General features: G+C 35.2%; 24 protein-coding genes. 6 read left to right on the forward strand and 18 right to left on the reverse strand.

The genetic code is table 11. The annotated features are described in order from the left end of the window. Positions 1-21 precede the first annotated feature (21 nt). From RZ55_RS03265 to RZ55_RS03275, 3 genes are read right to left on the reverse strand one after another with little or no spacing between them, the layout of a single operon-like run. Positions 22-756, reverse strand: coding sequence for a DnaD domain-containing protein (locus tag RZ55_RS03265; RefSeq protein WP_057175774.1), 735 nt, complete (start codon positions 754-756; stop codon positions 22-24). Positions 757-774: 18 nt separating this feature from the next. Continuing rightward, complete coding sequence (locus RZ55_RS03270; protein ID WP_053792691.1) at positions 775-1,278, reverse strand: DUF5590 domain-containing protein; 504 nt, start codon at positions 1,276-1,278, stop codon at positions 775-777. 12 nt (positions 1,279-1,290) lie between these two features. Beyond that, the gene (locus RZ55_RS03275; protein ID WP_057175776.1) at positions 1,291-3,999 is read right to left on the reverse strand and encodes an exonuclease domain-containing protein; all 2,709 of its coding nucleotides are present in this window, start codon (positions 3,997-3,999) and stop codon (positions 1,291-1,293) included. 159 nt (positions 4,000-4,158) lie between these two features. Between RZ55_RS03275 and mvk the strand changes: the two genes are divergently transcribed. The 4 genes from mvk to fni are packed head-to-tail and all read left to right on the forward strand — an operon-like array spanning position 4,159 to position 8,204. Next, positions 4,159-5,088: a mevalonate kinase gene (gene mvk, locus RZ55_RS03280; protein ID WP_241772089.1), complete on the forward strand. Its 930-nt coding sequence runs from the start codon at positions 4,159-4,161 to the stop codon at positions 5,086-5,088. Positions 5,089-5,109: 21 nt separating this feature from the next. Beyond that, positions 5,110-6,078 carry a diphosphomevalonate decarboxylase gene (mvaD, locus tag RZ55_RS03285; protein ID WP_057175778.1) on the forward strand — a complete coding sequence of 323 codons (969 nt, stop codon included), beginning with the start codon at positions 5,110-5,112 and terminating at the stop codon, positions 6,076-6,078. Between the two features lie 20 nt (positions 6,079-6,098). Beyond that, positions 6,099-7,163: a phosphomevalonate kinase gene (locus tag RZ55_RS03290; RefSeq protein WP_057175780.1), complete on the forward strand. Its 1,065-nt coding sequence runs from the start codon at positions 6,099-6,101 to the stop codon at positions 7,161-7,163. A gap of 3 nt (positions 7,164-7,166) precedes the next feature. Next, complete coding sequence (gene fni / locus RZ55_RS03295; protein ID WP_057175781.1) at positions 7,167-8,204, forward strand: type 2 isopentenyl-diphosphate Delta-isomerase; 1,038 nt, start codon at positions 7,167-7,169, stop codon at positions 8,202-8,204. 465 nt (positions 8,205-8,669) lie between these two features. Here fni and RZ55_RS03300 read toward each other — a convergent pair whose 3' ends face one another. Together RZ55_RS03300 and RZ55_RS03305 are read right to left on the reverse strand one after the other, a co-directional pair. Then, positions 8,670-9,215, reverse strand: a complete 546-nt coding sequence (locus RZ55_RS03300) for a zinc ribbon domain-containing protein (protein WP_057175782.1) — start codon at positions 9,213-9,215, stop codon at positions 8,670-8,672. Between the two features lie 162 nt (positions 9,216-9,377). After that, the gene (locus tag RZ55_RS03305) at positions 9,378-10,721 is read right to left on the reverse strand and encodes an RsmF rRNA methyltransferase first C-terminal domain-containing protein (RefSeq protein ID WP_057175783.1); all 1,344 of its coding nucleotides are present in this window, start codon (positions 10,719-10,721) and stop codon (positions 9,378-9,380) included. A gap of 86 nt (positions 10,722-10,807) precedes the next feature. On the opposite strand from RZ55_RS03305, the gene RZ55_RS03310 reads away from it, so the two are divergent. Next, positions 10,808-11,614, forward strand: a complete 807-nt coding sequence (locus RZ55_RS03310) for a Cof-type HAD-IIB family hydrolase (protein ID WP_034533550.1) — start codon at positions 10,808-10,810, stop codon at positions 11,612-11,614. 37 nt (positions 11,615-11,651) lie between these two features. On the opposite strand, the gene glpK is transcribed toward RZ55_RS03310, so the two are convergent. Together glpK and RZ55_RS03320 are read right to left on the reverse strand one after the other, a co-directional pair. After that, on the reverse strand, positions 11,652-13,157 hold the full coding sequence (gene glpK, locus RZ55_RS03315) for a glycerol kinase GlpK (RefSeq protein ID WP_057175784.1): 1,506 nt from the start codon (positions 13,155-13,157) through the stop codon (positions 11,652-11,654). Between the two features lie 16 nt (positions 13,158-13,173). Then, positions 13,174-13,362 carry a 2-hydroxymuconate tautomerase gene (locus RZ55_RS03320; protein ID WP_034531102.1) on the reverse strand — a complete coding sequence of 63 codons (189 nt, stop codon included), beginning with the start codon at positions 13,360-13,362 and terminating at the stop codon, positions 13,174-13,176. A gap of 117 nt (positions 13,363-13,479) precedes the next feature. On the opposite strand from RZ55_RS03320, the gene RZ55_RS03325 reads away from it, so the two are divergent. After that, complete coding sequence (locus RZ55_RS03325; protein WP_057175785.1) at positions 13,480-14,910, forward strand: C69 family dipeptidase; 1,431 nt, start codon at positions 13,480-13,482, stop codon at positions 14,908-14,910. Positions 14,911-15,001: 91 nt separating this feature from the next. On the opposite strand, the gene rplS is transcribed toward RZ55_RS03325, so the two are convergent. From rplS to ftsY, 11 genes are all read right to left on the reverse strand, one after another. Continuing rightward, positions 15,002-15,358, reverse strand: a complete 357-nt coding sequence (rplS, locus tag RZ55_RS03330; RefSeq protein ID WP_057175786.1) for a 50S ribosomal protein L19 — start codon at positions 15,356-15,358, stop codon at positions 15,002-15,004. A gap of 126 nt (positions 15,359-15,484) precedes the next feature. Then, positions 15,485-16,231 carry a tRNA (guanosine(37)-N1)-methyltransferase TrmD gene (trmD, locus tag RZ55_RS03335; RefSeq protein ID WP_057175787.1) on the reverse strand — a complete coding sequence of 249 codons (747 nt, stop codon included), beginning with the start codon at positions 16,229-16,231 and terminating at the stop codon, positions 15,485-15,487. Continuing rightward, positions 16,221-16,745 (reverse strand): ribosome maturation factor RimM, encoded by a 525-nt coding sequence (rimM, locus tag RZ55_RS03340; RefSeq protein ID WP_034533544.1) that lies wholly within the window; start codon positions 16,743-16,745, stop codon positions 16,221-16,223. Before rimM ends, trmD begins: the two co-directional genes overlap by 11 nt. A gap of 55 nt (positions 16,746-16,800) precedes the next feature. Then, a complete protein-coding gene (locus RZ55_RS03345) occupies positions 16,801-17,058 on the reverse strand; it encodes a KH domain-containing protein (protein ID WP_057175788.1) in 258 nt (85 codons plus the stop codon). A gap of 13 nt (positions 17,059-17,071) precedes the next feature. Next, a complete protein-coding gene (rpsP, locus tag RZ55_RS03350; protein WP_034531094.1) occupies positions 17,072-17,347 on the reverse strand; it encodes a 30S ribosomal protein S16 in 276 nt (91 codons plus the stop codon). Positions 17,348-17,439: 92 nt separating this feature from the next. Next, positions 17,440-17,727 carry a hypothetical protein gene (locus tag RZ55_RS03355; protein ID WP_057175789.1) on the reverse strand — a complete coding sequence of 96 codons (288 nt, stop codon included), beginning with the start codon at positions 17,725-17,727 and terminating at the stop codon, positions 17,440-17,442. Positions 17,728-17,731: 4 nt separating this feature from the next. Then, a complete protein-coding gene (locus RZ55_RS03360) occupies positions 17,732-18,961 on the reverse strand; it encodes a vWA domain-containing protein (protein ID WP_057175790.1) in 1,230 nt (409 codons plus the stop codon). A 5-nt stretch (positions 18,962-18,966) separates the two neighbouring features. Next, a complete protein-coding gene (locus RZ55_RS03365; RefSeq protein WP_057175791.1) occupies positions 18,967-20,067 on the reverse strand; it encodes a hypothetical protein in 1,101 nt (366 codons plus the stop codon). Between the two features lie 53 nt (positions 20,068-20,120). After that, on the reverse strand, positions 20,121-21,599 hold the full coding sequence (ffh, locus tag RZ55_RS03370) for a signal recognition particle protein (RefSeq protein WP_034533538.1): 1,479 nt from the start codon (positions 21,597-21,599) through the stop codon (positions 20,121-20,123). 14 nt (positions 21,600-21,613) lie between these two features. Continuing rightward, on the reverse strand, positions 21,614-21,955 hold the full coding sequence (locus tag RZ55_RS03375; protein WP_034531089.1) for a putative DNA-binding protein: 342 nt from the start codon (positions 21,953-21,955) through the stop codon (positions 21,614-21,616). Positions 21,956-21,980: 25 nt separating this feature from the next. Next, positions 21,981-23,204: a signal recognition particle-docking protein FtsY gene (gene ftsY, locus RZ55_RS03380; protein WP_057175792.1), complete on the reverse strand. Its 1,224-nt coding sequence runs from the start codon at positions 23,202-23,204 to the stop codon at positions 21,981-21,983. Position 23,205 lies beyond the last annotated feature (1 nt).

The following is a 23,205-nucleotide window of genomic DNA, read 5'->3' on the forward strand; positions in this document are numbered from 1 at the left end:
GGTGCTTTTTTATTTGTATTATTATTTATCAATTTTAAATAAAGGAATATCTGGCTTATTTTGTGTTCCCTTATCGCTAAATTTAGCGCTCTTGTTAAACTTTTGTTCATGGTTGCGACGATTACGTTCAACATCAGCTGGCGTCTTGATATTAGCTTTTTCCCAGTTGACTAGAATTCTATCCATATACTTCAAACTATATACTTGATTTAAAACAGACTCTCTAAGCGCCAACTTAATCATTTGAGGATCGTATTCATCATCATTAATCCATTGATTGATAGTTTCAATTTCGATTGGCGATAATGGTCGACCAAATTCTGATTCGATGGAATTAAATACCTTTTTACGATCTGATTCTGTAACCTCATTGGAAGGCATATTACCTTCCAAAACTTCGTTTGAAGTTTCATCTTCTGAAGTTTCTTGATCTAATTCTGATAACTTTTCGTACATTAAAGAGAAATCATAGACATCAAAAGCTTGCCCTTTTGCATTTGATAGTGTCTTAATTCTCATTAATTTTTTCTCAACTAGTTCATGCAAGACTTGGTAAGCCTTTGCGTTTGAAAAACCAGTCGCGTTGGTGATCTCGTTGATATCAGGGAAATAATTACCTATATCGATGTTTCTTTTAATTTGAAGATAAATCACCAGTTGGTCACTATTCATTCCTAATTTAGGATAATTCTTTAATAGATAATTAGAAATGGTAGTTTGACCTGATTGAAGTATCGTCTTTGCAAATTTATCCATTAAAACATACCCCTTTATCTATACGTTAGCAATAAATCTTAGTACTTTACCTGTCTTAAAATCAATGACAGCATAGTTTAATTCATTTTTAGAATTAAAGTAGCTAACTGCCCAAGCAGGTTTTTCGTTAAAGATTGTTGGAGCAACACTAATCAACTTAGCAATTCTTTGCTTTTGGTTAGCGACACTTTTGGCTTCATTTGCTGAAATCCCATCTTTGACGTTGGCAACATTAATGCTACCAGTCTTCTTTTCAATTATTACGTATTGTTTTTGGTTGTCTTTATTAGGACCTTCAATAGTGTAATAAGTTCTATTTAAATCAGACATGTAGAAGTGATCAACTGATTTAATACCAACCTTCTTTTCTGCCAATGTAGTCGCTTGGTGCTTAGCAGATGAAAGCGGTTGTCTAGCCCATAGGAATAGACCCATGATTATTAAAAATAAAACGATAATGACTCCGATTAACCATTTAAAAATTCTGAAATAGTTAATCTTCTTTAAAAACGAAACGTTCATCTTCTGACTCCCTTACACCTTTTTTAGTTTTTCGATAATCTTTCTTTTATCAAGTAGTTGTGGCTTGATATGACTCGGAATTAAGTCAATTAGATTACTACCATATGGTCCTTCAATGACTTCCTTATCTCTTAGATAAATTAATCCCTTTGAACCAGATAATTCTATCACATCTTTAATCGCATCTTTGATATTTAGGATGCTCAACGGTATGGACAATCCATCATTTGGATTACCATGCTCACTGTTGATTAAATCATATTGCGCTTGTAAGTAGATATCATCAAAAGAATCGATAGCCATTGAATCAATGATTAATGTATTTATTGGTTTATTCTTGTTACGTAACGATTTTAATAAATCATTATTTCCAACAATTATGTTCTGTGAATCAACCACAATCTTCTTAACGATTTTGTCGTCATTTCCACTGAAATCCTGACTTAAGATGACGTTCTGTTCATTCACATCTGATTCATACAAGGACTTGGCAATTTCTTTTACTCGTTGTTTGGAACGAGTAAGAATAAATGAATTACCCTTATTATACTTCATCACTTTTTCAAGTGGCATCGGAATTTGCAAGGCTTCATCTAGGATCAAATTAACTTGTCCATTTAAATCATTTTCATCTTCAAACTTAATCATTCGTGTATTTTGACGTTTTAATTCCAATTTATCGTAGAAATATTGAGAACGTTTTGAAGAATAGATAGCACTATCTAAGAAAATAATCCCCTTGAAGTACTTATATAGTTCGTTTGGTAGAATGTTTTCATTTCTAACCAATCCACCATACAATAATCCATTTTCAACATCCTTATCTTCATTAACACTAAAAGCGAAGACTAGTTGTTTACCTAATTTGTTTAGCTTAAACAAACGAACTAGGTTATTTTCGATGAATGAACAGTATTCTTCTAACTTATCGAAGAACGCATATAAGATGGCTTTGTCGTGACCATTAAAATAATTAATTGATCTCTTCATGTCATCAACAATGTCCAAAATAGTTTGTTGGTTTCTAGAGATTGAATTAAATAATGATTTCTTGTTCAAGACAAATGTCTTAAATCTTTCAACATCTGGTTTAACGATGTATCCATCAACAGTTCGATTAAGCTTACTCTTGGAATAAAAAGCATTCAGAAAGTCATCCTTAATTGTTTCAAACTGATCGGTGTTCTTGGCTAATAAGTTTTCAATCTTCTTAGCCATGCCAGCTAGCTTTTTAGCTTTACTAAATATATCAAACACGTTTCTGTTATGAGTTTGATACATCAAGTTAGTGATGTGATTACAGATAATCTTGTTTTCACTTAACTCGAATTGAATTCGATAGTTATCTAAGGCATTATCGCTTAGCCTTCTAGAATCTTTAATCACTAAGTATGGATCGTTTTGGTGCAATCTTTGCACGTTTTGTAGTAAATAATCATGAGATACCAAGATTACGTTAGCACTTTGGTAATCATGAGCTAACTTCTTAATGTAGTATCCTCTGTTTTGTTCATCGCTAACAACGTTTAAGAAGTAGTTTTGGTTATTATCCTTGTCCAGCTTTAATTCATTAATATCACCAGTTTTGGTAAATGTTAGCCAAATCAAAATCTTACACTTTAGAAATTCAGTGTTCTTAGAGTTACTAACGACATTTAAGCTATCTGAAAACTTATCCAAATCGATATAATCAGTGACTGGTCGAACAATTAAACATTTCAGACGATCAGAAGTGATTTTATTAATATTCTTCACTTGATTAACCAATGCTGATTCTGAATTAAAATCTTCGTCGCCAGCAATCACAATCTTTTGATCCTTCTTAAGTAAATAACTGAGTGGGAATAAATAACTAAAGTCATAGTTAAACTCCCTATTTTCCTCAATTAGTAAATTATTACTTTCTGATGCTGAATGATAGTTGCCATAAATCGAATTCATCAATTTGTTTTCGGTATTATTAAACTGAGTAACCCCTTTAAACATCTTTGACTTCTTCCGTTTATTATTAGGGTATTTCAACTCTATGAAGTCACTATCAGTATGATATTTAATTTTTCTAACCTTTAGATTTTTGATGTTCATAATCTTAGGATTATCATCTTTGTGTTTTAAATGATAAGCCCGGGTAAACATGATTAAAGTATCCATCGGAAGGGATGGATTAATGTCTAAAATCTGTTTAACGGTCTTCTTTGGTAAATTATCCAATTGGTGTAACAAGATAATTAAGATTTTAGCAGTTGCTAGTGCGTCACTGCTTGATGAATGTGGATGATCATGAACGATATTTAGGTTTTTACTTAAGTCTGTAAGCTTGTAGCTAGGTTCGGTTGGTAATAGCAATTGACTTAACGTAACAGTATCAATCGCCTTATTAGTTAGTTCTTTATGATTCACCCTTTTAAATTCAAAATTTAAAAATGGGAAATCAAAATTGACGTTATGCGCAACAAAGATTGTCTTATCCAGTAACTGATAAATCTTATCTGCTACTTCGGCAAATGTTGGTGCATTAACGACTGTTTGGTTTGATATTCCAGTTAATTTTGTAATTTCAGTTGGAATACTAATTTCAGGATTAATAAATGAATTAAATGATCCAATAATCTTGTTGTTTTGAACAAAAGTACAACTAAATTGGATGATTCGATTAGTATAGTTGGACTGACTACTACCAGTAGTCTCAATGTCCACCACTGAAAAAATGGTATTACTCATGATTTCGTTCACCAATCTTTCAAAAAATACTTAACTTAATAATACTACATTTATTAGGTGTTTATCTATTATTTCAGGACACAAATATAAATATTTAAGTTATTTTTATTATGATGATTTTATGATAATATTAACATTAAGAGAAAGTGAGCGATAACATTGACAAATCAAGCAATTGGACATAGTCATGCCAAAATAATACTTATGGGCGAGCACAGTGTTGTATATGGACAACCGGCCATCGCACTACCCGTTCCTAAAATTGACTTAAACGTTAGAATAATGGAAAAGCAAAATGGTATTTACATTAATAGTAAGTACTTCATTGGTAACTTAAATAACGTCCCCAATGACCTATTAGGAATTAAAAACTTAATTGATAGCACCCTTGCTAAACTGCACAAAGAGGATGCCTCTTTTGAGATGATTATTGATAGTTCAATTCCATCTGAACGTGGAATGGGTTCTTCAGCAGCAACATCAGTTGCCATCGTTAAAGCATTATTTCACTACTTTAACGTCAGTTTTGATAAAGATTTATTGCTTGATTTAAGTAATGTTGAAGAAACAATCACCCATGGTAACCCTTCTGGTTTAGATACCGCAACAGCTGGATCAGATAATCCAGTATGGTTTATTAGAAATGAAACTTTAAACGAAATTAATTTCAACTTAAATGCTGTACTAGTAATTGCCGATTCTGGTATCAAAGGAAGAACCGATATTGCGATTAACTACGTTAAGCAACAACTAAATAACAATAGAGAAGACACCATGAAATCAATTAAACATATTGGCGAACTGGTTACTCGTGCTAAGTTTGATATAGAAAACGATAATCCAATTGAACTTGGTAAACTAATGACTGAAAATCAAAAAGAATTAAAGAAATTAAAAGTAAGTAACGATAAAATTGATGAACTAGTTGAAATCGCTAATCGAAATGGTTCATTAGGTACCAAGCTAACTGGTAGCGGACTTGGGGGATGTATCATTGCTTTAGCAAGAAACATCCATGAAGCCCAAAGTATTGAAAATGCGCTACTAAAAGCCGGTGCCTTAGATACCTGGATTCAACCTTTTAACTAAAACTCGGAGGAATTATACAAAATGTTAGGTGAAAAAATTACCGCAAGAGCACACACAAATATTGCCTTAGTTAAATATTGGGGAAAAGAAAATGAAAAGTTAATTATCCCTGCTAATAGTAGCCTATCGCTAACACTTGATGAATTTTATACTGACACAAGTGTTCAATTTGATGAGTCTCTTAGTTCCGATGAGGTTACCTTAAACGGTAAGGTTGTTGATGATGAAAAAATCACCAAATTCATGGATATCATCCGTCAAAAAGCAAACATCAATACATTTGCTCGCATTGAATCAACCAACCATGTTCCTACTTCAGCTGGCCTAGCATCTTCTGCTTCTGCATATGCTGCTTTAGCTGCTGCTGGTAGTAAGGCTTACGGACTTAATCTAAGTCAAAAAGATCTATCCCGTTTAGCAAGACGTGGTTCCGGTTCCGCAACGCGTTCAATATTTGGTGGCTTTGCTGCTTGGAATAAGGGAAATGATGATGAATCCTCATATGGTTACAGCATTGAAGATCCAGTAAAAATGGACGTTAATATGATTGCAATCATTCTTGATAATCAACCTAAGAAAATTAGTAGTAGAAAAGGAATGAAAATTTCTATTGAAACTTCTCCCTACTATCAAAGTTGGATTCAACAAACTACCGCTGATTTTAAAACAATCGAAGAAGCAATTAAGGAAAATGACTTTACCACTTTAGGTAAAACAGCAGAACTAAATGCTATGAGAATGCACTCACTAACATTAAGCTCTGATCCTTCTTACTTATACATAAATGCCGATAGTCTTGAAGTCATTAACATAGTTAAGGAATTAAGAGAAAACGGCGTTGAATGCTATTACACAATGGATGCAGGCCCAAATGTCAAAATCATTTGTCAAAGTGACAAAATCAGTGCAATCACTGATAAGTTGTCAGATAAATTTTCTAATGATCAAATCAAAGTATCTGGACCTGGTGAAGAAATAAAGTATCTATAAATTGAAAGGACTAATTTAAAATGATTTCTGTAAAAGCACCCGGAAAGCTATATATTGCTGGTGAATATGCTGTGGTTGAAAACGGATATCCGGCTATCATTGTTGCAATTGATCAATATATTACAGCTAATATTAGTGAATCCGAAAATAATGTTGGTGTTATTCATTCAAAGCAGTATGAAAATGACAAAATTGAATGGGTCTACGATAATAATCAAATCAAACCTCTAAACGATAACAGTTCTTTCAACTACGTAATTTCAGCAATGAAAACATTTGAAACATATGTCGAAGAATTAAAAATAAATCATAAGTTATATAACATTGATATTGATAGTAATTTAAACAGTGAAGACGGTAAAAAATATGGATTGGGTTCCTCAGCCGCGGTAACTGTCGCAACAATCAAAGTTTTAAACGAACTATATGGTTTACACTTAAGTAAACTGAAAATATTTAAACTAGCTGCCATTTCTCATTTAAGCATTCAAGGTAACGGTTCATTGGGTGACGTCGCTGCTAGTAGTTTTGGTGGTTGGATTGCTTATAGTTCATTCGATAAAGATTGGTTAGCAAATCAAACCAATCTAAAAGACATGATGGAACAAAGTTGGCCTCATCTAATGATTGAACCACTTACCCCACCTTCTGACCTCGAATTACTTATTGGCTGGACAGGAACCCCTGCTTCAACTTCCAATTTACTTAAGAGCGTTGAATCATCATCAAACGTTGATAGATACAAGCAGTTCTTAGTAAAGAGCAAGCATTGTATCAATAAGATGATCAATGGTTTTAAAAATAAAGATATCGCTGTAATTAAAAATCAAATTAAAGAAAACAGAAATATCATCATCGAATTAGCCAGTTTCACTGGTATCGACATCGAAACAAGTAAATTAAAACGACTATGTGAAATCGCTGAAGAATATAACGGTTCGGGAAAATCTTCTGGCGCCGGAGGTGGAGATTGTGGCATTGCCATTGTTGAAAAACAATCCCCCATTAAAGATATCGAATCAAAATGGACAGAAAATGGCATTATCCCACTTCACCTAAATATCTACTCAGAACAGGAGGCATAATCAATGGTCAGTATCCAATCTCATCGAAAAGATGAACACGTTTCATTAGCTATTAAATTCTACGATAAAACCAGTCATGCAGGTTTTGATCAACTAAGATTTGTCCATCAAGGGATTCCGGAAATCTGTTTGGATGATATCGATACATCAACAACTATCGAAAATATCAAAATGGACTTCCCAATCTATATCGAAGCCATGACCGGTGGAAGCGAATATACAAAGAAGTTAAATCAGAAGCTAGCTAGAATCGCAAAGAGTACGGGGATTGCTATGGCCACTGGTTCTCAAAGTGTCGCACTAAAAGACAATTCTGTTGCTTCTTCTTTTGAGATTGTTAGAGAAACCAATCCAAATGGAATTATATTTTCAAATCTAGGTGCTTCAGCTGATGTTTTAAGAGCTAAGGCATCGGTAAAAATGATGAATTCTGATGCGATTGAAATTCATATTAATACTCCGCAAGAAATGATTATGCCCGAAGGTGATCGTGAATTTAACTGGATTAAAAATATTAAATCCATTCAAGAAGAACTCGCCTGCCCTGTCATCGTTAAAGAAGTTGGTTTTGGTATGACTAAAGAAACCATTCAACAATTAGTTGATGCTGGTGTTAAAAATATTAATATTAGCGGTAAAGGTGGTACTAGTTTCAGTAAGATTGAAAACTACCGTAGAAAGAAACAAGAAATGGATTATTTAGAAGATTGGGGACAAACAACCGTTGAATCCCTTCTAGAAGCTCAACCATTTAAAGATAAAACTAATATCATTGCTTCCGGCGGTATTAGAACACCACTTGATGCCGTTAAAGCAATCGCACTTGGCGCTAATTCCGTTGGAATTGCAGCCCCCATTCTATATTCACTGATCAAGAACGGTGAAGAAGAAACCATTGAATTCATTAATGACTTTATTTATGGAATGAAATCAATAATGACTATGCTGGGTGCCAAAAACTTATCAGAGTTACAAAGTAAAAAATTAATATTGAGTTCGGATCTTCTATCTTATGTTTCCCAACGAGGACTTCCCTACTAATTTAAGCAAGCGATTTTTGCTTGCTTTTTTCTTTTATTTTTATAAGTTAAAGTAACTTTATACTTTTAACCAAACTAACAAAAAAGACTCCTGTATTTATTTCAGAAGTCTCATTTTAAACTTTTAAACGATACCTATAACTGATTAGTTAATTATATGGGCCTTAAGTATTAAATAATATCAAGTAGCAACTATAGTAAAACCTTTGAAATCACATATAAAACAAGATAATATGCAATAATTGCCAGAACCGCTACATGTAACTTATCTATTTTACCATTTTGATTACCTGATATGATTGAATAAGTTAATCCTGTTAAACTATTGATTTTAGTAATAACCAATAAAATAAAAAACAATTTTAGTGCATTGAATCCTTGAACAAATAGTCCAAGTAAAGCCAAAAGTAATATAATGTTTGAAATGTTTGTGAAGGCGGCCAGTTGGTTCAAGTACTCAAAAAAATTAACCTTTTGTTTTGAGTTCTTTGAAATTAAGGTTGTTTCCAACAAATCCAACCATTATAAACGCCAATATCATAAGAATTACTAACAAATCAATCTTTCTAGCAATAGTATTTATTACACTTGAAAAAGCTGATTTTGACGAAAATCCTACCAATCCATCAACAGCAATCTTGATAATGTAAGTGGCACCGTTATAATGTTGACCGTTTGAACTATTAGAAAGATCAAGTAACTTATCAAAGAAAGTTATTGATATAAGAACTGAAATAACTGCACTAATGATAAATGAAATTAACCCAAAAGACTTATTTTTAGTATTTATTGATCTTGATGGTGATGTAATTGAGCTTAAGAACCAATTAAAGTAACGGATTAAGAGTTCTTTTGACTTTTTAGTATTTTCATCTGTAAAAACTCTAGATTGTCCTTTTTTTAAATTGGTGTTTGATTGTGAACTTATATTAATTTGAGTTCCGCACTTAGGGCAACGCTTGGCTCCTTCTTCTAATTTGTAACCACATTTCGGGCAATATTTAATACTCATAAAAGATTCCTCCAAAAAATATGTAATTAAATAATATTACGCAGAGGACAATCCTAACATACTTTTCAGTTAATAATATTATGCTAGGATTATATTTAGATAATTTTATAACTAGACAAACGTATAAAAAGAGCTGCACTAATTTGCAACTCTTTTTATTTATTAATCTACGTTAAATCTCAATCCTTTAGGGAAGAAGTTTTTAATTGTACCATTTACAACCTTACCAAAACCAACTGGTTGGTTCTTGCAGATTAGTTGGTACCATCCCTTCTTAACATCCTTATCACAGTTGATAACGTCCCCATGAACATATTGTTTCCAATCGTCTTCAGATATTTCTAAACGATTAACGACTTCATCACTATGCAAAGCTAATGCTAATGCATAACTTGGTTCAAAACGTTTCTTCTTAATTGTTCCTAGGTGTAGTCCTGGACGCATCACCTTTAATCCCTTCAAATCAGGAAGTGTATTATCAAATGTGTATAATTGATCTCCGAATAAAATTAAGTGTTTTGGATCAAAGTTATTTAGGTTTGCTTCCTTAAACTCGTTCCACAGTTTCTTATCATCAATTGATAGGTTACTTTGCAGACGATGCTTAATCTTCTTAGCGTTACCTTCATCGTTACTAGATAACTTGGAAACAAAGTGACCTTCACCCTTGAAGTGATTAGGGAATAGTCTAACCGTATTAGTTAATTCTTCATTCCCATCTGCCCATTGTGGTTTACCACTTAGCATCCCATCGTATTTCTTAATTGGATCGATGGAGAAGTCATAAGTGTCTTTCATCCATTCAACAATTTGTTCATCCTCTTCTGGGGCAAACGTACATGTTGAGTAGATAATCTTACCACCTGGTTTTAGCATCTTAACTGCTTGTTCAATGATTTCCTTTTGACGAGTAGCACATTGACTTGGATAGTCCGCATTCCAATATTGGATGGCATCGTTATTCTTTCTAAACATCCCTTCACCAGAACATGGCGCATCGATTAGAATCTTATCGAAGAAACGTGGAAAGTGCTTGGCTAGGTTATTTGGATTTTCATTTAGAATTAGTGCGTTTCTAATCCCAAATCTTTCGACGTTTTCTACTAGTACCTTAGCACGCTTATGATCGATTTCATTGGTTACTAGTAGTCCCTGGTTATCCATGTAACTAGCAACATGGGTTGTCTTCCCACCGGGAGCTGCACATAAGTCCAATACGTAATCTCCTGGTTTGATATCCGCTACTTCACCTACATACATCGCACTAGGTTCCTGTGAGTAAATCGCACCACTTTGATGTTCAACACTCTTACCGTTTACATCACCATAGTAGCCATATTGGCAGTATTCAATTGATTCATTATCAGGTTCTGCTGGCATGTGTTCTTTTAATGGATTAATTCTAAATCCAGGATTGGTCTCTCTATCTAGACTGGCAAAGAATGATTCTGCGTCATCCCCCAGTAGTTTTTGATATTTAGCTTTAAAATCGTTTGGTAATTGCACGAGATTACTCCTTTTGCATTGACTTACATTTTTTAATTAGTTAACATATTACTATTATATTTTTTTAAAAGAGGTGAAACAACTACATGGATAAGAAACTTATCGCAATTGACCTTGATGGAACTACACTAAATAGTGAGTCAAAGGTTTCACAAAAAACTATTAATACTTTAAATAAAGTAATTGATTTAGGTCATGTTGTCAATATTGTATCAGGTCGTCCACCACGTTTGATTACAGACATCTATAACCAAATTGGTTTAGACAATCCTTTAATTAGTTTTAACGGTAGTCTAGGATACAATCCACTAACTGATTGGAATAAGGCTTACGAATACAATATCAATCGAGATATCGTCTTTGATGTCTTAAAACAAGATAAAGACTTAGGGATTAACCTAATGGCCGTTGAAGGTAAAGAACTATTCTTGGCTAACCGTGAAGCAAACGATGAAGTTGGTTTCTTCCCAACTAGTCTTGAACCTTCTGAATTCATTACTAAAGAGAACTTAAACGAAAACCCAATTTGTCTAACACTACAAATTCAACACAACAAGATGGATAAATTCATTAACTATGTAGATCGTAACTATGGTGATACCCTACAAATTTCACCATGGGGAGGTCCTGATTCAATCGTTGAATTAGCATCTAAGGACGTTAGTAAGGAAACTGGTCTAGAAGTACTATCTGACTACTACAATATTGACCAATCTAACATCATTGCTTTTGGTGATGAATTTAACGATGAAACCATGTTGAAGTACGCTGGCTTAGGGGTTGCTATGAAGAATGGTCAACCTAAGATTAAACAACTAGCCGATGACGTTACTAAGTACGATAACGATAATGACGGTTTAGCTCGTTACCTAGACGAATACTTTGAACTATAAAAAGACTTGAGATTAACTCAAGTCTTTTTTCTTTTGCTTATTTATTCGGATGAAACATTTGCGTACTCTTAACCGCTAATTGCCAACCTTCATAGTAGTGGTTACGTTTATCTTCATCCATCTTAGGATAAAACTCGTCTTGTTTTGGTTTAATTTGCTTAATCTCATCGATATCTTTCCAAAAGCCGACTGCTAATCCTGCTAAGTAAGCAGCACCTAATGCAGTAGTTTCTGATATGGATGATCTTTCAATTGGTGTATTTAAGATATCTGATTGGAATTGCATCAAATAATCATTTTGTGCTGCCCCACCGTCAACCTTTAGATGTTTCAAGTCCAATTGAGTATCATCAACCATGGTGTTAACAACATCCTTGGTTTGATATGCTAGTGAGTCCAAAGTAGCCTTAACAAAGTCTTCCTTGGAAGTAGCTCTAGTTAACCCAAAGATTGCTCCTCGACTGTCTTGGTCCCAATATGGGGCTCCTAGGCCAGTAAATGCAGGAACAACGTAAACATCATGGTCATTGGTAGAATTAAATGCTAATTCCTGGGTTTCTTTAGCATCGCTAATCATTCTAAGGCCATCTCTTAACCATTGAATGGCGGAACCTGCGACAAAGACACTTCCTTCAAGGGCATAGTTAACCTTTCCGTCAATTCCGTATGCAATGGTCGTTAGTAACCCACGATTAGACAATACCGGTTTATTTCCGGTATTCATGACAATGAATGAACCAGTTCCATAGGTATTCTTAATACTGCCGGCTTCTAGTCCTAATTGACCGAATAACGCTGCTTGTTGGTCACCCGCAATTCCAGATACCGGAATTTGCACACCGTAAAAAGCGTACCCAGCAGTGTAACCATAAATTTCGGATGATGATTTAACACTTGGCAATATTTGTTTTGGAATATCCAAAGCTTTTAGGATTTCATCATCCCAACTTAGCGTGTGAATATTGTACAACATCGTTCTACTTGCATTGGAATAATCAGTCGCATGAACATGACCACCGGTTAGTTTCCATAGAATCCAGGTATCAATGGTTCCAAACAAAATATCACCATTTTCCGCCTTTTCTCTAATACCATCGACATTATCTAACAACCACTTAATTTTAGTGGCTGAGAAGTATGAGTCGATAACCAAACCGGTCTTTTCATGGATCATATCGGTATAACCAACGGCTTTTAAATCATTCGCAATGTCACTAGTTTGTTTTGATTGCCATACAATTGCATTATGAACTGGTTCACCGGTAATTCTGTCCCACATAACGGTGGTTTCTCTTTGGTTGGTAATCCCAATTCCACGAACCTTATAAGGCGGTATCTTGGAGTGAATCAATGCTTCTGAGATAACGGTCTGCACAGCGTCCCATATTTCATTAGCATCGTGTTCAACCCATCCTGATTGAGGGAAAAACTGTGTAATTTCCTTTTGTGACTTACTTACCACTTCACCACTATGATTAAAAATCATGGCACGAACACTGGTAGTTCCCTCATCAATTGACATTATATACTGTTCGTTTTGCATCTTATTTCCTCAGTTATTATTTTTCGTCGCTCTTTAGTTTACCTGCAACACTGTAGTTACTCTTCTTCATTTCGTTTAAAACGATGTGAACGTGTTCAGCTGGTGCACCAGTGTTCTTTACGATTGCGCTGGTAACGTCAGCAACAAGTCCCTTTAATTGTTCTTCATTTCTTCCTTCGATTAAATCAATATGTACTAATGGCATAATCATTCTCCTAATCTATAATTTTATTCTGATTATACTTTAGATACTTATATATTTCAATTTTTTAAAAGTTTAATGTACAATTATAGAAATGAAACTAACGAGGGAGTGTTTAACATGCCAAAGTTTCCAGAATACGATGCATGTACTAGTATCTTAGTCGGTAAGAAGGCATCTGTTGATGGTTCTACCATGATTGGTCGTAACGAAGATTGCAAAGCAACCTGGCCAAAACATTTTGTTGTTCATCCTCATAAGGAGTATAAGGAAAAACCAGTGTTTAAAGCGCAAGAAAACGCCTTTACAATGGAATTACCTACTGTTAGGGGTAAATACACCGCTACTCCAGAATGGACTAATAAAGAGGGATTATTTGAAGAAGAAGGTATTAACGAATACGGTGTTGCTATGAGTGCTACCGAAAGTGCCTACTCAAATAGTTATGTATTAGGATTTGATCCACTAGTTGAAGACGGTATCAGCGAAGCTTCTGTTGTCACAGTTGTCCTACCATACGTGAAAACAGCACGTGAGGGTGTTAAACGCCTCGGTGAAATCGTCTCCAAGTATGGTTCAAGTGAAAGCAATGGTATCTTATTCTCAGATCAAGAAGAAGTTTGGTACTTTGAAATTGGTTCCGGTCATCAATGGGTTGCGATGAGAATCCCTGATGATTGCTATGCCGTTGTATCCAACCGCCTAGCCATTCAAAACATCGACTTCGATGACCCTGACAACTTTATGTGGTCAGAAGATATCATTGATTTCGTAAGAAAGAACCACTTAAATAACTCTAATAACGGTAGTTTTAACTTTAGAGAAATCTTTGGAACTAGAAATGAATCTGACCTATACTACAACAACCCACGTGTTTGGTACGGCCAACGCATGTTTAACCCAGAAATTAAACAAGATCCAGAATCATATGACTTACCATTCGTCAGAAAACCAAGTCGTTTAATCTCCGTGCAAGATGCTAAGGACTTCTTAGCATCTCACTACCAAGGCACTCAATTCGACCCAGTTGGTAAAGGTAGTCACGAAGATAAGACTAGATACCGTCCAATTAGTTTGGCAAAGGCCCAAGAATCACACGTCTTACAAATTCGTCCTAACCTTCCAATCGAAGTTGGTGGTATTCACTGGTTATCAATGGGTGTTGCCGCACAAAGTGTCTTTATTCCATTCTTTGCCGGCATCAAGGATACCCCACTTGAATACAAAATTGGTAAGCTAACCTATGAACCAAAATCTGCATACTGGATTTTCAAACTGGCTGGAGTGCTATTGGATCCACACTATAATACATTCGTTGATGTTGTCGGTGATGTCCAAGAAAATCTTAATATCTACTTCCAACAAAAGATTAATGAAGCTGATATCAAGGCCAATGATTTAGCACCTCAAGAAGTTTCTGATTTTGTCACAAAGATCAGTAATGAATGTGCTGAATATGCAATGGATAGTTATAGACATCTATCATACGAAATGATTTCAAAATCAACGGACTTTTCAAAGTTAAACTATAATACAGACGAAAACCTATAAAATAAAAGGATGACAATTAAGTCATCCTTTTTTTGTACAAAAAAAGAGCAACGCATAAGCGTTACCCTTCATTTTAGATATAAATTTTATCTTAACGACGACGTGCTTCTTTAATACGAGCAGCCTTACCATGACGTTCGCGTAAGTAGTATAGCTTAGCACGACGTACGGCACCACGACGAGTTACTTCTAACTTAGCAACACGTGGTGAGTGTAGTGGGAAGATACGTTCAACACCTACACCTGAAGTGATCTTACGAACAGTGTAAGTAGCTTGGATACCTGTACCGTGGCGTTTGATAACAACACCTTCGAATACTTGGATACGTTCGTTGCTACCTTCAACAACCTTTACAGATACCCTGACAGTATCTCCGGCTCTAAATTCTGGAACATCACTCTTTAGTTGTTCCGCGTTAATCTTTGAGATTAATTCGTTTTGACGCATAATATAACATCCTCCAACTAGCATTCTTGTCTTTACTTGTTGCAACAGCGGAATACCGTTTTTATTTAACTATAAAAATAGTCAATTAGAATACTAACATAACCACAATTACTTGTAAAGATTATTTTATTCTTCTTCTATTTTTACTTCCGCTAACAATTTCTTTTGTAAATCAGTTAATTGACTGTAATCAATTAAGTCTGGGCGTCTAAGATAAGTCTTTCTTAGCGCCTGTTTTTCTCGCCATTCTTCAATCTTTTGGTGGTTCCCACTAGTTAACACATCGGGTACTGTCATGCCCCTGAAATCTGCCGGTCTAGTGTATTGCGGATATTCTAGTAATCCACTTGAGAATGAATCACCTGGTGCAGATTCATCGTTACCCAAAACATCAGATAATAATCGAGCGGTTGCATCAATCATCACCATTGCTGGTAGTTCTCCACCGGTTAAGACAAAGTCCCCCAATGAGTATTCATCGGTAACTAGGGTCTTAATTCTTTCGTCATATCCTTCATAGTGACCACAAATAAATGTTAAATGGTCTTCCTTAGATAACTTTTCGGCCTCTTTTTGATCGAACTTCTTTCCTGCTGGATCCAACAGAATTACACGTCCTTTAGAAATGCCTTCCTTAGCAGCTTCTTCTTGGGTGTGAGCAAGTGCATCAAAAATTGGTTGAGCTTGTAATAACATTCCCGCACCACCACCAAATGGGTAGTCATCAACGTTACCGTGCTTGTTGGTCGAATAGTCTCTAAAGTTAGTAATATTAATATCTAATAATCCTTTATCCTTTGCTTTTCCAAGGATTGAATCACCCAAAGGGCCATCAAACATATCTGGAAACAAGCTTAAGATATCAATCTTCATCGTCGAGCCCCCTAGGAACATCCACAGTAATTACTTCATCGTCTAAATTAACATCTAAGATAACTGAATCAATCTTAGGTAATAATAAATCGGACTTGTTATCACGTGAGACAACCCAAACATCATTGGCACCTGGTGAAAGAATTTCCTTAACGGAACCAATCTTTTGTCCATCAGTATCTAAAACATCTAAACCAATGATTTGGTGATAGTAGTATTCGCCAGGTTGTAAGTCATCACTATCAAGTTGATCTTCAGCAATCTTTAATTCTGAAGGTTTTAAGTATTCAACATCATTGATAGTTGGCTTGTCTTTAAAGTGTAGCAAGATGAAGTTCTTATGCGTTCTAACACCATCGATCACTAACTTTTCGCTCTTAGTATCATTTAAAAACGCATAAACTTCATTACCAACTTTAAAACGTTTTTCAGGGAAATCGGTAATAGACATTACACGAACTTCACCACGAAGTCCCTGAGTATTTACAATCTTTCCAATATTATAAAAGTTCATTATTCATTTCCCCTTTTATGTTAAAAAACTCTTAAACAAAACACCAAGGTTTCATTTAAGAGTTTTTATTCTTACTATCATCAATAATCAGTCTTACGCGCTTATCACCAGAAACACGAGCACTGTAAACAATCGTACGAATTGTTTGCGCTACATGGCCCTTTTTACCAATAATTCTACCAACATCAGCAGGATTGGTAATAAGATGATATTCATAGAAACGATCCGATTCACTATGATCGATAGCAACATCCTCTGGGTATTCCACCAGTGGTTTTACGATTTTTTTAATCAGCTCATCAAAATTAGTCATAACTCGATATCACTTATTTCTTAGAGTATTTAGCTTCATGATATTTCTTCATGATACCAGCATCAGATAGTAAGTTACGTACAGTATCTGAAGGTTGTGCACCCTTGTTTAACCATTCGAAGATATCTTCTTCTTCTAGTTTAACAGTACTTGGTTGAGTTAATGGGTTGTAAGTACCAACAGTTTGGATGAAACGACCATCACGAGGGCTACGTGAATCAGCAACTACAACACGGTAGAAAGGACGCTTCTTTGAACCCATTCTCTTCAAACGAATTTTAACAGACATTAATAAACACCTCCTGTATTTCTTTTAACGATATTAAATATAACAGTTATTTAGATGCTTGTAAAGGTTTTTTTCTTTACACCATGATTTTTTTATTGAAAATCAGCTAAAAGAGCATTTTTTGCCAGTTGATCCATGTATTTTTCGTTATAAATAACAAAATTATGGACGTTTTGATAATCATCGAAATCGATTTTAACATTCTCAAATATCTGGTTTCTAACTAACTCCTTGGCTAAATTAACATCTTTAACTGACATCTTTACCACAAATGGTGAGTCTTCATAAATCTCATCCCAAGAATTAGATAGTAATGCCTTTGCTCTTTTAATATTCACGTTATTATTAATCGCCATTTTTAATATATCCGGTTTTAACATTTTATCACATCCTAATCTGGTCTAAGTATAAAACGTTGGCTTTTTGATTGCGTACTGATAAATCGTCGTAGTAGTCCAATAGCACCCAGGTAATATTTAAGTTTGCTTGATTCAAATATTCTTCACCCTTACCGTCGGTGAAAACGATACATCCCTGCTTAGCCAATTTATGCTGGTTAACATAGTCAACAATGCTTTGGTACTTTGTACCCCCCTGCAATAACCGTTTATTGGATAACAGACTATCGATAATTACATGAACCTCCGCATCAAACGTATAGCAATTAACTTCGATATTTGGCATCGATTGAATTGCCTTAACAACACTAACCATGTTGGCATATTGATCATCACTGATTGAACCCGAACTATCGATAAAGACGTTCACATGTTCACTCTGACGTCTAATTATCCCTGGAAGGTCCATGCGATATGGCTGTCTACGATTAAACCGGTTATAGGTTTTATTTGGTCGATTACTCCTATTTCCGGTAATTCTGCTTACAATTTGCCGTAAATTGATTCTAGGCATTACAACAGACTTAACCTGCTTAGCAACTGCCATTGAAAGTTCACCGTGATATTGGCTATAGGCATCCCTTAATAGCCTATCGATTGTTTCTTTTCTTTGGTCATAGTCTTGATTACTGATATTGCCATCCTCATCAAAGTATCGGTGATCATCAACAATTCGGAGGTGATCATTATCTAATTTACCAACACCATCCTGTTTATCTTGGCTAAACAGATTATAAAGCTGCTTAGCATATTGACTCGAATCCAAATTAGGTTTCATATCAAGATTGTATTGGTAGTTAATCTTGTCTAGCGTCCATCCCTTGGAATAAACATCTGATACGTATTGGTTAACGGCAACGTCTGAAGCCACGTCGTTCAATTTGCTGTGATTGACGTATCTGAGGGGATGCAACCACAAAATATGCATGGCTAGATGTTCTAGGATTGCAATCATATCATTCGCATCTGAAACGTCATCGTTTAAATGACTGGGATTATATGCCAGTTCCAATTGGTTATCATTCCATTTCAATGCTAGAAATGAATCAATCGTATCATCTGCATCTCTGTTTAAATGGAGCAAAATTTCGCCATAGAAGCTCTTATTACGAATTAAGGATAAAATCCCTTTAGCAATGATTCCATCTACCTCAGTTGGACTATTTTGCTGTGAATTCGTATTAATTAGGTCGTAAATATCACTATTGAGTGTCATATTAATCACCTGTATGCATTAAAACTGATTTCGGTTAACTTATCATATAACTGTTTAGCAACTAAAATTGTTTCGGCCATATTGTAGATATCATCAATTAACCCACTATCGTTAATCAACGTTCTCGCAATCGCGTATTGACCATCTGAACTTAATAAGTCGATAAACGTTGCTAAACGATGGCAAACGTCATCACTCAACGTTGATAATGACTTTACGTACTCACTGACCAATGATTGCTTAGTAACCTCATCTTTAGATGCTAGTTTATCAATGGTATCTTGTAAGTCACCGTTTAAATAAATCTTGTCATCAATCGATTGATGCATGAATTTAATAAAGATTTCGGCAATGGATGGACCTACATTTCCCGAGATGACCTCTATTAAAATGTCTTCATCATAATCGTCATTGTATTGATTAATAATATTTGAAACACGGTGCCAAGATCTAGGGGTTGGCTTAATCTCATCGTTACCACGGTCTAAAAACTCTGGATTGTCACTAATAAAATTAATGACTTGTTGGTTAACATGGTTATCTTTTGCCCACTTTAGCCAATCGTTTGCATCAGTTTGCATGTTCACGCGGACAGTTCTATCGGTAATGGCGTCATCACTAGCATAGACATCATAATTAGAATTCATGTCATCGGGATTTTCAGCAATGATGATGTGGACTTGCTTTGGCAATACCACCGAGTTAATGCGGCGTTGTAAAACCAGATTCATTAACTCACTTTGCACATCAGATGTCCCACGATTAAATTCATCTAAAAACCAATAGATTGGTGTATCTGGATTGGCCTCAGAATATTTGATAATTTCAATAATGGTGTGCGAGTAACCAAATTTAACATCAGCCAGGGTGCCATACTTGTCAGTTTCAATAAATGATTTGTCTGTTAGTGGTGGCACAGGGATGGCTAGGTCACCTTTCTCGGATAAACTCACGACCGTAGTAAATAATTTGGCGTGATTTTGCTCAGCTAATTGATTTACTAATGCCGACTTACCGATTCCAGCAAGACCAACGATATTGGCTACCGCGCCACTTTTTTCAATCAAATCTACCGCTTGCATTGTTTTAGTAAAACCTAATGCCATAAACATCCCTCCTAAAAAAGACACAACTACCCAGGGTAATCATGCCTTTTCCATTATTTACGCTTCTTGTTACGTTTGCGCTTGTTTTTATTCATTTTCTTACTAATTTTTCTGCTCATGCGTTTCATTGCCATTTGTGAGATCTTGCCACCTAGGCCGCCACCCATTCCTGGCATTGAAGGCATTCCGTCCATGCCCATGTTACCCATCATTTGTTCCATACCAGACATGTTACCCTTAGACATCTTATTCATCATGTCCTTCATTTGATTAAATTGCTTAATCATACGGTTAACTTCTTGAATTGGACGTCCACATCCACGTGAGATACGACGTCTTCTTGATGGATTTAATAAATCAGGGTTATTACGTTCTTCATAGGTCATTGAATAGATAATTGCCTTGATGTGTTCTAAATCCTTAGGATCCATGTTTACGTTCTTCAAGGCAGGATTATTAGCCATCCCTGGAATCATCTTCATGATTTCATCCAAAGGACCCATCTTTTGAATTTGTTCTAGTTGGTCTAAGAAGTCTTCAAATCCAAAGGTGTTATTTTGCATCTTTTCGGCTAATTCTTTGGCTTGCTTTTCATCATAATCGTTTTGAGTCTTTTCGATTAATGATAGAATGTCACCCATTCCAAGAATACGAGAAGCCATACGGTCTGGATGGAATACATCAAGTGCTTCCATCTTTTCACCTTGTCCCACAAACTTAATTGGTTTTTGGGTTACTTCACGAATTGAAAGGGCAGCCCCACCACGAGTGTCACCATCTAACTTAGTTAAAACAACACCGGTAATGTCTAGTGCATCGTTAAAACCTTCGGCGGTATTAACAGCATTTTGACCAGTCATTGCATCAACAACCAATAGGATTTCATCGGGATGAGTCAATTCCTTAATGTTCTTTAATTCGTCCATTAAGGCTTCATCGATTTGTAGACGACCGGCAGTATCGATTAATACGTAGTCATTATGGTCTTCTTTGGCCTTAGCCATCCCATTTCTAACAATTTCAACTGGATCGACATCAGTTCCTTGTTGGAAAACTGGAACATCAATTTGTTTACCAACTGTTTCCAATTGGTCGATGGCAGCTGGACGGTAAACGTCGGCTGCGATTAGTAATGGACGAGCATTTTCTTCTTTTTTAAGTTTTAAAGCTAATTTACCAACAGTGGTAGTTTTACCTGCCCCTTGTAAACCAGCCATCATGATAACAGTTGGAATCTTTTCAGATTTGTTCAATGGGACTGCTTCTTCACCCATTGTCTTTGTTAATTCTTCATTAACAATCTTTACGATTTGTTGAGCTGGATTCAATCCTTCCAATACTTCCGCTCCACGAGAACGTTCTTGGACACGCTTAACAAAATTTCTTACAACTGTGAAGTTAACATCGGCTTCAAGTAAAGCAAGTCTAATTTCACGCATAGTTTCTCTTAAGTCAGCTTCAGAAACTTTACCTTTACCACGTAAATTACGCATTGCTTTTTGAAGACGTTCTGTTAATCCTTCAAATGCCATTTATTTCACCACTTTCATTTTTCTTCAGTTATTTCTAAATCATCAACTAATTGATTTAGTTTATCGTCGTTTGGATAGTTATCCTTAACGTAATTTCTAATTGCATCAGTTTGATCATTTCGTTTCACAAAATCTGCATACAAGTGAAGTTGTTCTTCATATTTTTCCAGAATTACTTCTGTTCTTCTTATGTTATCATACACAGCCTGCCTACTGACATTAAACTCTTCAGAAATTTCTCCCAATGAGTAGTCATCAGCATAATAAAGTTGAATATAACTATCTTGCTTATTTGTTAATAATGGACGATAAAATTCGAATAAAGAGTTAATTCGATAATTTTTTTCCATTTCCAATTAAATCAAGTCCTTTCAGTTCAGACTATTTAATTAGACCCTTAAATAATCCATATACAAAATCATTTGCGTTAAATTCTCTTAAATCTTCTACCTTTTCACCTAAACCAACGTACTTAACTGGAACGTGAAGTTCATTTCTAATTGCTAAAACAATTCCACCCTTAGCAGTACCGTCTAACTTAGTTAATACGATACCAGAAACATTGGTGGTTTCCTTGAATAGCTTAGCTTGGTTTAAGGCATTTTGACCTGTGGTTGAATCTAGAACTAATAAAACTTCATGAGGAGCATCTGGAATTTCTCTAGTTAAGACCTTCTTCATCTTAGCAAGTTCATTCATCAAGTTAACCTTGTTTTGAAGTCTACCAGCAGTATCTACGAATAAAATATCATAGTTTTCATCCTTAGCCTTATGAACTGCTTCATAAACAACTGCAGATGGGTCACTTTGTTCAGGCTTCTTGACGATATCAACACCATCACGTTTGGCCCATTCATCTAATTGTTGGATAGCACCGGCTCTAAATGTATCTGCGGCAGCTAATAATACTTTCTTGCCTTGTTGCTTGTACATATTAGCCATCTTACCGATGGTAGTAGTCTTACCTACACCATTAACCCCAACGAATAAAATAACAGTTGGTCCTTGATCAGCAAAATGAATTTCGGTGTTTTCATCATTACCATTTTGATCATAGATATCGATCATCTTTTGAATGATAACGTTTTGCACGTCGTCTTTACTCTTGGCATTTTGTAACTTAACTTCATCCCTTAATTGGTCTGTTAAGTTAACAGCCATATCAAAACCAACGTCTGATTCGATTAGAGTATCTTCTAGGTCTTCGAAGAAATCTTCATCAACACTTCTGAAGTTAGCAAACAAACGATTCAAACGTTCCCCAAATGTACTTCTGGATTTTTCTAGTCCTTCAGTAAACTTAGTTTGATCATCTTCAACAGGCTTTTCAGCAGCAGGTTGTTTCTCATCAGTTTGTTCTTCAACTTTTTCTTCGTCAGTGTTGTCATCAAAGTCTGATTCTTTTGAAGATTCTTCTTGGTCAGATGGTTGTTGTTCTTCTTCACTAGTTACAGTTTTTTGTTCACTAGCTTGGTCATCTTTATCATCTGCTTTTTGTTCATCATCAACAGCAGAATCAGTTTCATCGTTTTTTACTTCTTCAACTTTACTATTGTTGTTTTGTTCTTCGTTATTACGCTTTTTAAAAATATCAAATAATCCCATA

Source organism: Apilactobacillus kunkeei (assembly GCF_001421115.1).
Lineage (GTDB): Bacteria > Bacillota > Bacilli > Lactobacillales > Lactobacillaceae > Apilactobacillus > Apilactobacillus kunkeei_F.